The following is a 14919-nucleotide window of genomic DNA, read 5'->3' as shown; positions in this document are numbered from 1 at the left end:
ATATTAGTCTTTATAAGGCACCCAGCCAGACGTGTTTACAATCGCTTGCCACAGCGGTTCAGGCAAGTGGTATTTTTCTTTATCTGTGCCTTTGATCACTGTTTCGATTTGTTTTTCCCGGCCATCTTTTACTTTCACAGCCCAGTCAGGGTCAACTAAAATTTCGCGTCCCATAGCGACTAGCGGAATGCCGTTTTCGATCACAGCCAGTGCGTCATCTGCAGAATGAATGGAACCGACAGCGATCAGCGGCACTTTGTTTCCGACACGTTCTTTCAATAAATCCATGCGTGTGCGAGTTGGATCTGCGCCGCGGCGCGCTTTTGAGTTCACATCCATCAGTGAGATATGAAGGTAATCCAATTCTTTATCCCCTAAAGCGTCAACAAGCGTAAAGGTTTCAGTCATTGTCAATCCTGGTGTCTCAGGTTCTTCAGGAGACAGACGGTAGCCGACTAAGAATGCACCCTTCGCATGTTCTGCAATGGCTTTTTTGACTTCATCGACAATAGCAAGCGGGAAGGCTAATCGTTTTTCGTCGCTTCCTCCCCAGCGATCTGTGCGCTGATTGGTTTTCGGAGAATAAAACTGCTGAATCAAATAGCCGTTTGCACCGTGAATTTCAACACCGTCAAAGCCGGCTTCAATAGCGCGTCTTGTTGCTTCTCCAAATGCCTTTACAATGTTTTCCGTTTCCTCTTCTGTTAAGGCGCGGGCGATTTTCTTGCCGTTATCAAACACGTCACTTGGTGCTACAACATCTTGTTGTGGGACGAGCTCAGGCGGGCATTCAATGCCGCCGTGATGAATTTGCACAACTGCTTTAGCGCCTTGTGCCTGAATGGCTTGTGCTAATTTTTTCAAACCTGAAATGTTGGAATCATCATGGATGGCCGGCTGTCCGGGAAAAGCTTTTCCGTCAGGTGTGACATTTGCGCATGCTGTAATCACCATTCCCATCTCTTTTGAGCGGGGAATGATATAGTCAAGCTCTGCATCAGATATCGTGCCGTCATCATTAGATGAATAATGAGTCATGGGTGCTACTGTGATCCGGTTGTCGATTGTAACGCCGCTTTTAAACGTAAACGGTTCAAAGAGCGCTTTATACTTAGGGTTCATTTCATCATCTTCTTTCGTTAGATTCGCACATATTCTAGCCTATATGTAAAAATTAATGCAAATGATCTGCTTCACCGGCTGAATATCTTGAGTACAGAGTGATGTTTTCTTCGCTCTTTTTCAGGAGCTTTGTAGCCGCCGCTGATTTGGTGGCCAATGGTGCAAGTGATGACCGCTGCAGCGAGCAGCAGAACGAATTTTTTCATGGCTGTAACTTCTTTCTGTAAAGTGAATATCCTTTAAAAGGTTACGCCTCGCTGATTCAGCCGTCAAACGATTTGCTCGCATATTCCTCACATTTTTTAAAATGAATAAAAAGTTGCTTCTTTCCGTCAATTTTTTCTAATATGCGCCTCAATTAGAGCTATCCTCATAGACAAATACGATTGCTTTCTTTCTAACAACAGGAAATGATCAGGTCGGATAGCCCCTTTGAAAAATGTGGAACCGCAGTGCGGGCTTTCGCACCTGCTTTACAAATCTGCCATTCTGGTCAAAGATAAAAGCCAAACATCAGGAAGAGGTGATCATGTGAAACAAACGGTTCTTTTGCTGTTTACTGTGCTCCTTCTCTCAGGGTGCAGTGTTGCAAGTGCGGATGATTCGGTCCCGAGGTTTACTGAAGAGGGAAAATACATTGGCTCTGCTGATCCTCATACGATCGCTGTTTCTCTGAATGGAGAAGAAACTATGATTCAAGTTCCGAAAGATAAGCGTGATGAATGTGAATCACTGCCAGGTCACACAAATGTCCAGGTGAAATATATCAAAAAGGATAATGGAACCTTACAGCTGGAAGATATTCAGCTGCAGAGGAATGCATCATAAAAAGACCGGGGGGAGAAAGTTGAGAATGTTATGGAGGAGTTTGGCGATATGCGGATTGGCTTTGACGCTCGCGCCTTGTGCTCAAGCGGCGGAGCCGATAAAAGGGAAAACAGTTTACATTGATGCCGGACACGGCGGGGAAGACAGCGGAGCAGTCGGGAACGGGCTCTTTGAAAAGGATATAAATTTAGCTGTTTCCGAGCAGGTGACGGACAAGCTGAAAGCGGAGGGGGCTAATCCTGTTGCGTCCAGGTCTGACGATCATTTTCTGACCTTGGAGGACAGAGTAGCAAAAGCAAGTGCCAATCAGGCCGATCTTTTTGTCAGCATTCATGTGAATTCAGGGGTTGCTTCAGCGTCTGGAACAGAAACATATTTTCAGTCTGACTATGAAGCGGAAAGCAGCCGGCGTCTGGCAGCCAATATTCAGTCACAGCTCGTCTCATCCTTACAGACGAGAGACAGAGGCGTAAAAGAATCAGGCTTTTATGTCATTACATATTCTCAAATGCCGAGTGTTCTCGCGGAGCTTGGATTTATCACAAACAGCTCTGATGCGGACAAGCTCGGAAACGAAGGTTACCAGCAAAAGGCAGCGGATGCGATTGTCAATGGCATTGATTCTTATTACGATTAGAAGATTGCTACAGCCTTAATCCTAGAGTGGAAACGCCAAAATCAGTATAATAGAGAAAACTGTAGGGCTTGAGGTGAAACGATGACAAAGATTTTTGCCCATCGAGGGGCATCAGGTCAATATCCCGAAAATACAATGCTTGCATTTGAAAAAGGAATTGAAGCAGGGGCGGACGGAATAGAGTTTGATGTACAGCTGGAAAAAGACGGACGAATTGTTGTGATCCATGATGAAAGGCTCGATCGGACGACATCACTCAAAGGATTCGTAAAGGATACAGCGTATGATGTGATAAAAACGGCGAATGCGGCCGCAAACCACCACCATACGTACAGTGATACCAAAGTGCCGCTGCTTGAAGACGTGCTCTTTTGGGCAGAGAAAAAGCATTTTCTCCTCAACATTGAATTAAAAAACAGTGTGATCCGCTATGAGGGAATGGAGGAAAAAGTACTTGAGGAAGTGAAGCGGTTCAATTTAGAGGAAAGGGTCATCCTATCTACGTTTAATCATGAAAGCTTGGCGCTATGTGCCCGGCTTGCTCCTCATATCGAAAGGGCGGCATTAACTTCAGATGTGCTTTATCAGGCTGATCGGTATATCACATCAATTCCGGCTTCCGGCTATCACCCGAGACTGAACAGTCCGGCTGCAGCTGATGATGTACTGAAGAAAATGAGGAACAGTTCGATCAAGGTCAGACCATATACGGTCAATCGGCCGGAAGATATGAAACGCCTCATCGAAGCGGGGGCAGACGGCATTTTCACCGATTTTCCTGCAAAGGCTGCGGCCATGCTGAAAAATGAATAGTTGTTTCAGAGGAAGGCTGTTCGCTCAGCCTTCTTTTTTCATTCATTCATGCCCGCTTCAGAGCATACATTCATAGAAGACAACTAGAAATTGTAAGCGCTGTCTATTTTCTGAATGAGGTGAAACCATGAGAAAAACAGTCATTGTAAGTGCCGCAAGAACGCCATTTGGCAAATTCGGCGGAGCATTGAAAGAGGTGAAAGCTGTCGAGCTTGGGGGCATTGCGATGAAGGAGGCGTTACATCGGGCCGGAGTATCTGGAAATGAGGTGGAAGGAACTGTCATGGGCATGGTTGTTCAAGCAGGCTCAGGACAGATCCCTTCCCGACAGGCTGCCCGTCTGGCTGGAATGCCGTGGGGTGTGCCGTCAGAAACGCTGAATAAAGTCTGCGCATCCGGACTGCGCGCCGTCACATTATGTGATCAAATGATCCGGGCGCAAGATGCGGACATTCTTGTCGCCGGAGGAATGGAAAGCATGAGCAATATTCCGTATGCCGTTCCCGCCGGGCGCTGGGGAGCGCGGATGGGGGACGGTGAGCTTAGGGACTTAATGGTATATGACGGATTAACGTGCGCGTTTGATGAGGTGCATATGGCTGTTCACGGAAATACAGCAGCCCGGGAATATGGAATTTCACGCAGGGAGCAGGATGAATGGGCGCTAAGAAGTCATGTGCGGGCTGCTAAGGCAGCTGATGAAGGAAAGTTTCAGGATGAAATTGTTCCCGTCAGCTGGATCGGCCGAAAAGGAAAACCAAACACGGCAGAAATGGATGAAGCGATTCGCCGTGACACAAGTCTGGATCAGCTTGCAACACTTTCTCCGATTTATACAAGTGACAGTTCTATCACAGCCGGCAATGCTCCCGGGGTCAATGACGGAGCTGGCGCGTTCGTGCTGATGTCTGAGGACAAAGCTGCTGAGCTTGACAAACGGCCTCTGGCTACAATTCTTGATTTTTCAACGACGGGAATGCCCGCGCACCAGCTGGCGGCAGCCCCGGGATTTGCAATGAACCAACTCTTGAAAAACAATGGATTAACCGTCCATGATATTGACTTGTTTGAAGTAAATGAAGCGTTTGCTTCTGTTGTTTTGACATGCGAAAAAATTGTCGGTTTCGACCTGGAAAAAGTAAATGTAAACGGCGGGGCGATCGCGCTTGGCCACCCGATCGGCGCAAGCGGGGCGAGAATTCTCATGACGCTCGTTTACGAATTAAAGCGTCGGGGAGGGGGACTGGGTGCTGCCGCCATTTGCAGCGGTGCGGCTCAGGGAGACGCCGTCTTGGTGCAGGTTCATTAAAACATGATGAAAAAGGGGATTTAAATGGAAATCAAACAAATGATGGTAGCTGGTGCAGGCCAGATGGGAAGCGGAATCGCGCAAACAGCTGCCAGCGCGGGCTTTTATGTGCAGTTGTATGACGTAAATTCTGAGGCTGCGGAGGCAGGGGTAAAGCGGATGAAGAAACAGTTAACCCGTGATGTCGAGAAAGGGAGAAAGACTGAAGCGGAAGTGAAGGGTGTAATCAGCCGTATTTCGATTTCTCAAACGCTTGAAGAGGCGAAGCATGCGGACATTGTGATAGAAGCTATCGCAGAAAATATGGCGGCTAAAACCGAGATGTTTAAAACACTGGATCGCATTTGCCCGCCACATACGATTTTGGCCAGCAATACGTCTTCCTTGCCTATTACAGAAATTGCTGCGGTGACAAACCGGCCTGACCGAGTCATCGGCATGCATTTTATGAATCCCGTTCCCGTGATGAAGCTGGTTGAATTGATTCGCGGCCTGGCTACGTCAGAGGAAACGGCTTCAGATGTTAAGGGATTAGCGGAAAAGATGGAAAAAACAGCGGTAGAAGTCAATGATTTTCCGGGGTTTGTTTCCAACCGCGTGCTTCTTCCGATGATTAATGAAGCCATCTATTGCGTGTATGAGGGGGTGGCAAAGCCTGAGGCGATAGACGAGGTGATGAAGCTGGGCATGAATCATCCGATGGGCCCGCTTACTTTAGCGGATTTTATCGGGCTGGATACGTGTTTGTCGATTATGGAAGTTCTTCATTCCGGCCTAGGTGATTCCAAGTACCGTCCTTGCCCGCTGCTCCGCAAATACGTCAAAGCGGGCTGGCTTGGCAAAAAGAGCGGGCGCGGCTTTTATCAATATGAGGAGAGGACTTCCTGAAAGTCAATTCCATCCGGGGGTGGCCGAGTTGTATGTAACCCAAGAGCAAGTCATGATGCGAAAAATGGTGCGTGATTTTGCCCGAAAAGAAATTGCTCCCGCTGCGGAAATTATGGAGACAACGGATGAATTTCCGTTTCAGCTGATCGAAAAAATGGGTAAGCACGGCCTGATGGGGATACCGGTGCCGGAACGATATGGCGGCGCTGGGGCGGATGTTGTTTCTTATATTTTGGCGATTCATGAGATTTCCAAAATCAGCGCGGCTGTCGGCGTCATTCTTTCCGTTCATACCTCGGTCGGCACAAATCCGATTCTGTATTTCGGCAACGAAGAACAAAAGATGAAATATATACCAAAGCTCGCATCAGGAGAACATGTGGGTGCATTTGCACTGACGGAGCCTCATTCAGGATCGGATGCTGGAAGCCTCCGCACAACGGCAATCAAAAAGAACGGCAAATACTTATTAAACGGATCGAAAATATTCATTACAAACGGCGGAGCAGCCGATATCTATATCACGTTTGCTTTAACGGCTCAAGATCAAGGCAGGCACGGGATTTCGGCTTTTATTGTTGAAAAAAACACACCCGGCTTTACCGTTGGAAAAAAAGAAAGAAAGCTGGGGCTTTATGGCTCTAATACGACGGAACTGATGTTTGATAACGCAGAAGTGCCTGAAGAGAATTTGATTGGCAAAGAAGGTGATGGCTTTCACATTGCCATGGCGAATTTAAATGTCGGCCGCATCGGCATTGCGGCACAGGCGCTCGGAATTACAGAAGCGGCTCTTGATCATGCCGTAAATTATGCGAAGCAGCGAGTGCAATTTGGAAGGCCAATCGCAGCCAATCAAGGCATATCTTTTAAGCTGGCTGATATGGCGACTAGGGCTGAGGCGGCAAGGCATCTGGTTTACCACGCCGCAGACCTTCATAACCGCGGGCTGGCCTGCGGAAAAGAAGCGTCAATGGCTAAACAATTTGCTTCAGACACAGCAGTGAAAGCGGCGTTAGACGCCGTCCAAATTTTCGGCGGATATGGCTATATGAAGGATTATCCGGTTGAGCGGCTGCTTCGCGACGCAAAGGTAACGCAAATCTATGAAGGGACGAATGAGATTCAAAGACTGATTATTTCCAAGCATCTGCTTGATGGAACCTGATTGACAAAAAACGCAAAACGGGGGTTGAGGATATGGAGGAGAAACAGCGATATTCTCCGGGATTGGACGGTGTCATTGCGACAGAAACGCACATTTCTTATCTTGACACGCAGTCCAGCCAGATTTTGATAAGAGGCTATGACTTGATGGAACTTTCTAAAACAAAAAGCTACCTGGAGCTTGTCCATTTATTGCTGGAGGGCCGGCTTCCGGCAGAAAGTGAAACGACAACGCTGGAAAGAAGCATAAACAGCGCATCAAATCTGCCGGCTGATATTCTCCGACTGCTTGAGCTGCTCCCTGTGCACACGCATCCGATGGATAGCCTGCGTACCGGCCTGTCGGCACTTGCAGGCTATGATCGGCAAATTGATGATCGGTCTCCTTCCGCAAACAAAGAACGCGCTTATCAGCTTCTTGGGAAAATGCCTGCCCTCACTGCTGCCAGCTACAGAATCATCAATAAAAAAGAGCCGATTCTTCCGCAGCACCCCCTATCCTACAGTGCGAATTTTCTATACATGATGACAGGGAAATTGCCGTCCTCACTGGAAGAACGAATCTTTGACCGGTCGCTCGTCCTGTACAGTGAGCATGAGATGCCGAATTCAACCTTTGCGGCAAGGGTCATCGCTTCTACACATTCGGATCTTTATGGCGCTTTGACAGGGGCTGTCGCCTCCCTGAAAGGAAACCTTCACGGTGGAGCAAACGAAGCCGTGATGTATATGCTTTTGGATGCGGAAACAACGTCCGATTTTGAACAGCTTCTGCAAACAAAACTGAAAAGAAAAGAAAAAATTATGGGATTCGGCCACAGAGTGTATATGAAAAAAATGGACCCGAGAGCACTCATGATGAAAGAGGCACTCCAGCAATTATGCGACAAAGCCGGTGACCATCGTTTATACGAGATGTGTGAGGCAGGCGAGCGGCTGATAGAGAAAGAAAAAGGGCTTTATCCGAATTTAGATTACTACGCTGCACCGGTGTATTGGATGCTCGGCATACCGATTCCTTTGTATACGCCTGTCTTTTTCAGCGCGAGAACGGCCGGTTTATGCGCCCATGTCATTGAACAGCATGCCAATAACCGTCTCTTTCGCCCTCGTGTCAGCTATTTGGGCCCGCGTCAACAGACGAAATCTTAATGATGAAAGGAACTGGTAGAATGCTAAAAACGGATCACGTCATTGAAGAAATCACTGACTATGTGCTGGAGAAAGAGATTACAAGTTCTGAGGCGTTTACAACAGCCGGGCATGTGCTGCTGGATACGCTGGGCTGCGGGATTTTGGCGCTCCGGTATCCCGAATGCTCAAAGCTGCTCGGCCCGATTGTTCCCGGAACAATTGTGCCGAATGGAAGCAAAGTGCCGGGAACGTCATATGTTCTCGATCCGGTAAGGGCGGCATTTAATATCGGCTGCATGATTCGCTGGCTCGATTACAACGATACGTGGCTGGCGGCGGAGTGGGGGCATCCGTCTGATAATCTGGGAGGAATCCTTGCTGTTGCTGATTATGTATCGAGAGTAAGGCTGTCTGAAGGAAAAGAGTCTTTAACGGTACGCGACGTACTTGAAATGATGATCAAAGCACACGAAATTCAAGGTGTGCTCGCGTTAGAAAACAGCTTAAACCGAGTTGGCCTTGATCATGTGCTGTTTGTCAAAGTTGCGACAACCGCTGTTGCAGCAAAGCTATTAGGCGGCGGGAGAGAAGAAATCAAAAATGCACTTTCGAACGCATGGATTGATAACGCAGCCTTGAGGACATACAGGCATTCACCGAATACAGGCTCGCGCAAATCGTGGGCGGCAGGGGACGCAACGAGCAGAGGCGTTCATTTGGCGCTGATGGCGTTAAAAGGAGAAATGGGTTATCCGACTGCTTTGAGCGCACCGGGGTGGGGCTTCCAAGATGTTTTATTCAATAAACAAGAGATCAAACTCGCCCGTCCGCTCGATGCTTATGTTATGGAAAATGTGCTGTTTAAAGTGTCATATCCTGCGGAATTTCATGCTCAGACAGCAGCCGAGTGCGCTGTCATACTTCATCCGCAGGTAAAGGACCGGGTTGATGAGATTAACCGTATTGTGATCAGAACACACGAATCCGCTATCCGAATCATTGATAAAAAAGGACCGCTTCACAATCCGGCGGACCGTGATCACTGCCTCCAATACATCACAGCGATCGGTTTGCTGCTTGGTGATATCACCGCGCAGCATTATGAGGCTGAGACGGCAAGTGATCCGAGAATCGATCAACTTCGTAATAAAATGGAAGTGACTGAAAATAAAACATATACCGAGGATTATTTGAAACCCGATAAGCGTTCGATTTCAAATGCCGTACAGGTTCATTTTAAAGATGGAACAAGCACGGAAATGGTGGAATGTGAATTTCCGCTAGGCCATCGTTTTCGAAGAGACGAGGCGGTGCCGAAACTGTTGGAAAAGTTTTCTGTCAATCTCAAAGCCCATTTTGCTGATAAACAGCACAAACACATTTATGAGCGCTGTACCAGCTATGAGACATTACAAACGATGCGCGTCAATGAATTTGTAGATATGTTCTGCGTATAAAAAAGGAGGCTTGCGTCATGTCGTGGATCGTCAATAAGCAATCGTCACAAGAGGAGCTTGCCGGGCGCTTCCGCAAGCTAATGTCAGCGCCGGACATTCTTCAAATCCCCGGTGCCCATGACGGGATGGCCGCCTTGCTTGCGAAGGAGGCCGGTTTTTCTGCTATGTATTTGTCTGGTGCGGCATATACAGCCAGCAGGGGGCTTCCTGATTTAGGAATCATCACGTCGGCAGAGATGGCTGAGCGGGCCAAAGATCTTGTGCGTGCAGCTGATCTCCCTCTGCTTGTCGATATCGATACGGGATTTGGCGGTGTGTTAAATGCCGCCCGAACCGCCCGTGAGATGTTTGAAGCGAGGGCTGCCGCCGTTCAAATAGAAGACCAGCAGCTCCCGAAAAAATGCGGGCATTTAAATGGCAAACAGCTCGTTCCGACAAAGGAAATGGCGCAAAAAATAAAAGCGATCAAGCAAGCGGCACCCTCCCTTATCGTTGTTGCCCGTACAGATGCCAGGGCGCAGGAAGGGCTTGATGCCGCGATGAAACGGTCAGAGGCTTATATGGAGGCTGGAGCGGACGCGATTTTCCCTGAAGCACTTCAGGCGGAGAACGAATTCCGCCAGTTTGCCGAGCGCATCTCTGTTCCGCTCCTTGCGAATATGACCGAGTTTGGGCAAACACCGTATTATCGCGCCGAAGAATTCGAAGATATGGGGTTTCAGATGGTGATTTATCCTGTCACGTCGCTTCGGGCGGCGGCAAAAGCTTATGAGCGGATGTTTCGTTTGATGAAGGAGAGCGGCTCACAAAAAGAAGGCCTTCACGATATGCAGACACGAAAAGAACTGTACGATACGATTTCCTATTATGACTATGAAGCGTTAGATAAAGCGATCGCCAAGACCGTTTTGCCTGATGAATAGTTTCGAGCAAAAAAGCCGGAGAACACTCCGGCTTTTTTGCTGCTATCGTTTTCTGAATCGCGGGCTGACTTGATTGCGTTTTCTGTCTCTGTATAAAATGAACCCGGCCAGCACATAAAGGCCGAACGCAAAAAAGATGAATCCTGACAAAGCTTGGAGCCAAAGAGCTGCAAACGGCTTTATTGTATGGCCGAAAAGCGAATCCCTCATCAGCTTAATGCCTAAAGCGGAAATGGCGCCGGGGAGGACTAATATCAAAAGCGCAAGAAGTCGGCTCATCCTCAGAAAACCCCTTTATCTTTATATTTCCTTTATTGTCCAGCGGAAAAAATATTTTGTCAAGAGAAGAAAACGTGGTAACATAGGATTGTGCAAATTATTGCAACGGAATAATTAGGTGTGCAAATTTTTTCATATAAAGGGGTAACGGGATGCAAAAGGTACTGATTGTAGGTGCCGGTAAAAGGGGAACGGCGTTATTACATATGCTGATCAAAACAGCCATCATAGAGATCATTGCCGTTATTGACAAAGACCCCGAGGCGCAGGGATTGAAAGAAGCAAAACAGTATGGGATTGCCGTTTCATCTGATTGGAGACCTTACATACAGCAAAAACCGGATATCGTCATTCATACGGCCGGCGATCAAGCGGTGTTTGACGAACTCTTGCAGGAAAAGCATGAAGAGACCATTGTCATGCCGGGAAAAATGGCGTACATCGTTTTTCAGTTGATGGAAGAAAAGCAGCACCTGATTCAAATGCTGAAAGAGCAAACATACAAACACGACAGAATTTTTAACTCCACCCATGACGGGATGATTTTTATTGATATCAATGAAGAAATCATTCTTTTTAACCATATGGCTGAAAAAATAGTTGGGAAAAAGCGTGAGGAAGTGATCGGGAAACCGATAAAAGAAGTCATTCCGAGCACGAAGATGCCGCGGATTTTAAAAACAAGAGTGCCTGAATATAACCAGAAGCAGCTTTTAGACGATCATTTGCAAATTGTAACGACAAGACTGCCGATTATTGATGAAGGCGGACGCCTGCTCGGGGCGCTTTGTGTATTTAAAGATATCACAGACGCGGTCGAACTGGCAGAGGAAGTGACCAACTTAAAGCAGGTCCGTACGATGCTTGAGGCGATTATTCAATCCTCCGATGAAGCGATTTCTGTCGTTGATGAAAACGGCATCGGCCTCTTGATCAATAAAGCGTATACGAAAATGACGGGGCTTTCTGAAAAAGAAGTCATCGGCAAGCCAGCAAGCACCGATATTTCTGAAGGCGAAAGCATGCATTTAAAGGTGCTGGAAACAAGACGCCCTGTCCGCGGTGTCAGAATGAAGGTCGGCCCGAATAAAAAAGAGGTCATCGTCAATGTAGCGCCGGTGATTGTGGACGGGATTTTGAAGGGCAGCGTCGGTGTGATTCACGATGTGTCCGAAATTAAAATGCTGACAGCTGAGCTGGACCGCGCCAGACAAATCATTCGCACGTTAGAAGCAAAATACACTTTTGACGACATTATCGGCAAAAGCGAGCAAATGCTGGTGGCGCTTGAGCAGGCGAAGCTCGGGGCGAAAACGCCGGCAACCATTTTGCTGCGCGGAGAATCAGGAACGGGAAAAGAACTGTTCGCCCATGCCATCCATAACGAAAGCGACCGGAAATACAATAAATTTATTCGCGTGAATTGTGCAGCCCTTTCTGAAAACCTGCTCGAATCAGAATTGTTCGGCTACGAGGATGGAGCATTTTCGGGAGCGAAACGCGGCGGCAAAAAAGGCTTATTCGAGGAAGCGAATAATGGCAGTATTTTCTTAGATGAGATCGGCGAGCTGACACAAAATATGCAGGCGAAATTGCTCCGCGTCCTCCAAGAGAAGGAAATCGTCAGAGTGGGCGGCGCGAAAGCAATCCCTGTCAACGTCAGAGTGATTGCTGCTACAAATGTAAATATTGAAAAAGCGATGGCGGATGGAACGTTTCGCGAGGACCTGTATTACCGGATTAATCGCTATCCGATCTCGATCCCGCCTTTGCGGCAGCGGCTGGAGGACATTGAGGTACTCAGCGTCAGGCTTATTCAAAAGATTAACAGGGATTATGGCAGGAATGTAAAGGGGCTTACAAAGCAAGCCCTGCGTGCCTTATCCGCTTACCACTGGCCCGGCAATGTCCGCGAACTGGAAAATGTCCTTGGACGAGCCATGATTTTTCTGAATCCGCATATGGAATGGATTGAAAAAGATCACTTGCCTGTATTCGAACTTAAGCAAACAGAAAGCGTCACAGAACAGGGGACAGGCTTTGATTTTCCGGATATTGAAGGCGAAAAGCTGTCTGTTGCAGTAGAAAAATTTGAAGCGCATTTGATCCAGCAAACGCTCGAAAAGCATCATTTTAACAGGACAAAAACAGCGAAAGCTCTCGGTGTCAGCATTCGGAACTTATATTACAAAATGGATAAATACGGCCTTGCAAATGAAGGCATGCAATAATTTGCAGAATAAACGCAAGCATCTGCATGAGTCTTCAATACATCAGGTATGACAGCGCAGCGGGGAGCTGGCATGGAACTTGCATAATAAAAGGCGGAGTCGAAATAAGAAAGGTGGTAACAGATGAAGCTGAAAGATCTGATCGGCAAAGCGTCGATGTACAAAAACAAGACCATTGCGGTTGCCCATGCTGAGGATGAGGAAGTGATTCGGGCTGTAAAGCTGGCAGCCGAGCACTTATCCGCCCGTTTTTTGTTAATGGGGGACAGCAAAAAACTGAACGAGCTGACAGCATCCATGCAAGGCCATCAAGTGGAAATCGTTCATGCCGACACACCTGAGGAATCGGCAAAATTAGCCGTTCATGCTGTCCATCACAAAACAGCGGACGTTTTAATGAAAGGAAATGTACCGACTTCTGTTTTGCTTAAAGCGGTATTGAACAGACAGGAGGGCCTTCGGTCATCCAATGTCCTTTCCCACGTGGCTGTGTTTGATATACCGGACTTTGACAAATTGATGCTTGTGACAGATTCGGCAATGAATATTGCGCCTTCGCTGGAAGAGCTTCGGCACATTTTGCAAAATGCCGTTCATGTGGCCCGTGCGGTAGGGAACAATATGCCAAAAGCAGCTGCTCTGGCAGCGGTCGAAATGGTGAACCCGAAAATGGAAGCGACAATGAATGCAGCCGCTCTTGTTCAAATGTGCAAAAGAGGCCAGATCAAAGGCTGTATTGTTGATGGCCCGCTTGCTTTGGATAACGCAGTATCACAAATTGCCGCAGCCCAGAAAAACATTTCAGGAGACGTAGCGGGCAGCGCTGATATCCTTCTCGTCCCAACAATTGAAGCCGGCAATATTTTATATAAATCACTGATTTATTTTGCGAAGGCCAGTGTGGCGGCAGTGATTTCAGGAGCTAAAGCGCCGATTGCCTTAACGAGCAGAGCGGACTCCGCTGAAAATAAATTGTATTCGATTGCGCTGGCGATATGCGCATCTGAAGAATACACACACTAGGAGGAACAAACATGGAACTTTTTAAATATATGGAGAAATACGATTACGAACAATTGGTATTCTGCCAAGATGAACAATCAGGCTTAAAAGCGATTATCGCGATTCATGATACAACACTAGGTCCTGCGCTTGGCGGAACAAGAATGTGGACATATGAAAATGAAGAAGCGGCAATTGAAGATGCGCTCAGGCTGGCAAAAGGCATGACCTATAAAAACGCGGCGGCAGGCTTAAACCTTGGCGGCGGAAAAACAGTCATTATCGGCGATCCGCGCAAAGATAAAAATGAAGAAATGTTCCGCGCGTTTGGCCGTTTTATTCAAGGTCTGAACGGCAGGTACATTACAGCTGAAGATGTGGGCACAACGGTTGAGGATATGGACATCATTCATGATGAAACAGACTATGTCACAGGGATTTCGCCTGCCTTCGGGTCTTCCGGAAATCCATCCCCGGTTACGGCGTATGGAGTGTACAGAGGAATGAAGGCAGCAGCTAAAGCCGCTTTCGGAACCGATTCTCTTGAAGGAAAAACCATCGCTGTGCAAGGTGTGGGGAACGTGGCCTACAACCTATGCCGCCACCTGCATGAAGAAGGGGCGAATTTAATCGTTACGGATATCAACAAACAATCCGTACAGCGTGCAGTTGAAGATTTTGGCGCCCGTGCCGTTGATCCGGAAGAGATTTATACACAAGACTGCGATATTTATGCGCCGTGCGCCCTTGGTGCGACAATCAACGATGACACCATTAGACAGCTGAAGGCGAAAGTCATCGCGGGTGCGGCAAACAATCAATTAAAAGAAACACGCCATGGCGATCAAATTCACGAAATGGGCATCGTGTACGCACCGGATTATGTCATTAACGCGGGCGGCGTCATTAACGTGGCAGATGAGCTAAACGGCTATAATGCAGAACGCGCATTGAAGAAAGTTGAAGGCATTTACGGCAATATTGAGCGAGTGCTTGATATTTCTCAGCGTGACGGCATTCCGACGTATTTAGCGGCTGACCGCTTGGCAGAGGAACGGATTGAACGCATGCGTCGCTCAAGAAGCCAGTTTTTGCAAAACGGCCACAGTGTATTAAGCAGACGTTAAGA

The 14919-nt window shown here is 47.7% G+C and carries 15 protein-coding genes; 12 read left to right on the top strand and 3 right to left on the bottom strand.

Features of this window, described 5'->3' with window-relative positions; all coding sequences use genetic code 11:
• Positions 1-3 precede the first annotated feature (3 nt).
• Positions 4-1122 carry an NADH-dependent flavin oxidoreductase gene (locus G4P54_RS12720; protein ID WP_167872849.1) on the bottom strand — a complete coding sequence of 373 codons (1119 nt, stop codon included), beginning with the start codon at positions 1120-1122 and terminating at the stop codon, positions 4-6.
• A gap of 71 nt (positions 1123-1193) precedes the next feature.
• On the bottom strand, positions 1194-1328 hold the full coding sequence (locus G4P54_RS12715) for a hypothetical protein (protein WP_003236876.1): 135 nt from the start codon (positions 1326-1328) through the stop codon (positions 1194-1196).
• Positions 1329-1653: 325 nt separating this feature from the next.
• On the opposite strand from G4P54_RS12715, the gene G4P54_RS12710 reads away from it, so the two are divergent.
• The 9 genes from G4P54_RS12710 to prpB all read left to right on the top strand — a co-directional run bounded on the left by G4P54_RS12710 (position 1654) and on the right by prpB (position 10278).
• Positions 1654-1950, top strand: a complete 297-nt coding sequence (locus tag G4P54_RS12710; protein WP_167873876.1) for a lipoprotein YqiH — start codon at positions 1654-1656, stop codon at positions 1948-1950.
• A 19-nt stretch (positions 1951-1969) separates the two neighbouring features.
• Positions 1970-2587, top strand: coding sequence for an N-acetylmuramoyl-L-alanine amidase family protein (locus tag G4P54_RS12705; RefSeq protein ID WP_024715110.1), 618 nt, complete (start codon positions 1970-1972; stop codon positions 2585-2587).
• Between the two features lie 81 nt (positions 2588-2668).
• Positions 2669-3400 (top strand): glycerophosphodiester phosphodiesterase, encoded by a 732-nt coding sequence (locus G4P54_RS12700; RefSeq protein ID WP_167872848.1) that lies wholly within the window; start codon positions 2669-2671, stop codon positions 3398-3400.
• Positions 3401-3527: 127 nt separating this feature from the next.
• Positions 3528-4709 (top strand): acetyl-CoA C-acetyltransferase, encoded by a 1182-nt coding sequence (locus G4P54_RS12695; RefSeq protein ID WP_167872847.1) that lies wholly within the window; start codon positions 3528-3530, stop codon positions 4707-4709.
• 24 nt (positions 4710-4733) lie between these two features.
• Positions 4734-5597: a 3-hydroxybutyryl-CoA dehydrogenase gene (locus G4P54_RS12690; RefSeq protein WP_167872846.1), complete on the top strand. Its 864-nt coding sequence runs from the start codon at positions 4734-4736 to the stop codon at positions 5595-5597.
• 28 nt (positions 5598-5625) lie between these two features.
• Positions 5626-6765 carry an acyl-CoA dehydrogenase gene (locus tag G4P54_RS12685; RefSeq protein ID WP_167873875.1) on the top strand — a complete coding sequence of 380 codons (1140 nt, stop codon included), beginning with the start codon at positions 5626-5628 and terminating at the stop codon, positions 6763-6765.
• Between the two features lie 32 nt (positions 6766-6797).
• Positions 6798-7916, top strand: a complete 1119-nt coding sequence (gene mmgD / locus G4P54_RS12680; RefSeq protein WP_167872845.1) for a citrate synthase — start codon at positions 6798-6800, stop codon at positions 7914-7916.
• 20 nt (positions 7917-7936) lie between these two features.
• Positions 7937-9355, top strand: coding sequence for a bifunctional 2-methylcitrate dehydratase/aconitate hydratase (locus tag G4P54_RS12675; RefSeq protein ID WP_167872844.1), 1419 nt, complete (start codon positions 7937-7939; stop codon positions 9353-9355).
• A 17-nt stretch (positions 9356-9372) separates the two neighbouring features.
• Positions 9373-10278, top strand: coding sequence for a methylisocitrate lyase (prpB, locus tag G4P54_RS12670; RefSeq protein ID WP_167872843.1), 906 nt, complete (start codon positions 9373-9375; stop codon positions 10276-10278).
• A 42-nt stretch (positions 10279-10320) separates the two neighbouring features.
• On the opposite strand, the gene G4P54_RS12665 is transcribed toward prpB, so the two are convergent.
• Positions 10321-10557 (bottom strand): DUF2627 domain-containing protein, encoded by a 237-nt coding sequence (locus tag G4P54_RS12665; protein WP_024715118.1) that lies wholly within the window; start codon positions 10555-10557, stop codon positions 10321-10323.
• Between the two features lie 152 nt (positions 10558-10709).
• On the opposite strand from G4P54_RS12665, the gene G4P54_RS12660 reads away from it, so the two are divergent.
• The 3 genes from G4P54_RS12660 (at position 10710) to bcd (ending at position 14917) form a co-directional block, all read left to right on the top strand.
• Positions 10710-12788, top strand: coding sequence for a sigma-54 interaction domain-containing protein (locus G4P54_RS12660; protein WP_167872842.1), 2079 nt, complete (start codon positions 10710-10712; stop codon positions 12786-12788).
• Between the two features lie 123 nt (positions 12789-12911).
• On the top strand, positions 12912-13811 hold the full coding sequence (gene yqiS, locus G4P54_RS12655) for a phosphate butyryltransferase (RefSeq protein ID WP_167872841.1): 900 nt from the start codon (positions 12912-12914) through the stop codon (positions 13809-13811).
• An 11-nt stretch (positions 13812-13822) separates the two neighbouring features.
• Positions 13823-14917, top strand: coding sequence for a branched-chain amino acid dehydrogenase (gene bcd, locus G4P54_RS12650; protein ID WP_024715121.1), 1095 nt, complete (start codon positions 13823-13825; stop codon positions 14915-14917).
• Positions 14918-14919 lie beyond the last annotated feature (2 nt).

This window comes from Bacillus tequilensis (assembly GCF_012225885.1).
GTDB classification, from domain to species: Bacteria; Bacillota; Bacilli; order Bacillales; family Bacillaceae; genus Bacillus; species Bacillus tequilensis.
The sequence above is the reverse complement of the archived record's forward strand: the minus strand, read 5'-3'. Positions and strand labels throughout refer to the sequence as shown.

Excerpts from the sequence above, each read along its gene's own strand:
- G4P54_RS12720 (WP_167872849.1), bottom strand. The coding sequence starts at position 1,122 with ATGAACCCTAAGTATAAAGCGCTCTTTGAACCGTTTACGTTTAAAAGC.
- G4P54_RS12715 (WP_003236876.1), bottom strand. The coding sequence starts at position 1,328 with ATGAAAAAATTCGTTCTGCTGCTCGCTGCAGCGGTCATCACTTGCACC.
- G4P54_RS12700 (WP_167872848.1), top strand. The coding sequence starts at position 2,669 with ATGACAAAGATTTTTGCCCATCGAGGGGCATCAGGTCAATATCCCGAA.
- G4P54_RS12695 (WP_167872847.1), top strand. The coding sequence starts at position 3,528 with ATGAGAAAAACAGTCATTGTAAGTGCCGCAAGAACGCCATTTGGCAAA.
- G4P54_RS12690 (WP_167872846.1), top strand. The coding sequence starts at position 4,734 with ATGGAAATCAAACAAATGATGGTAGCTGGTGCAGGCCAGATGGGAAGC.
- mmgD (WP_167872845.1), top strand. The coding sequence starts at position 6,798 with ATGGAGGAGAAACAGCGATATTCTCCGGGATTGGACGGTGTCATTGCG.
- G4P54_RS12675 (WP_167872844.1), top strand. The coding sequence starts at position 7,937 with ATGCTAAAAACGGATCACGTCATTGAAGAAATCACTGACTATGTGCTG.
- prpB (WP_167872843.1), top strand. The coding sequence starts at position 9,373 with ATGTCGTGGATCGTCAATAAGCAATCGTCACAAGAGGAGCTTGCCGGG.
- G4P54_RS12665 (WP_024715118.1), bottom strand. The coding sequence starts at position 10,557 with ATGAGCCGACTTCTTGCGCTTTTGATATTAGTCCTCCCCGGCGCCATT.
- G4P54_RS12660 (WP_167872842.1), top strand. The coding sequence starts at position 10,710 with ATGCAAAAGGTACTGATTGTAGGTGCCGGTAAAAGGGGAACGGCGTTA.
- yqiS (WP_167872841.1), top strand. The coding sequence starts at position 12,912 with ATGAAGCTGAAAGATCTGATCGGCAAAGCGTCGATGTACAAAAACAAG.
- bcd (WP_024715121.1), top strand. The coding sequence starts at position 13,823 with ATGGAACTTTTTAAATATATGGAGAAATACGATTACGAACAATTGGTA.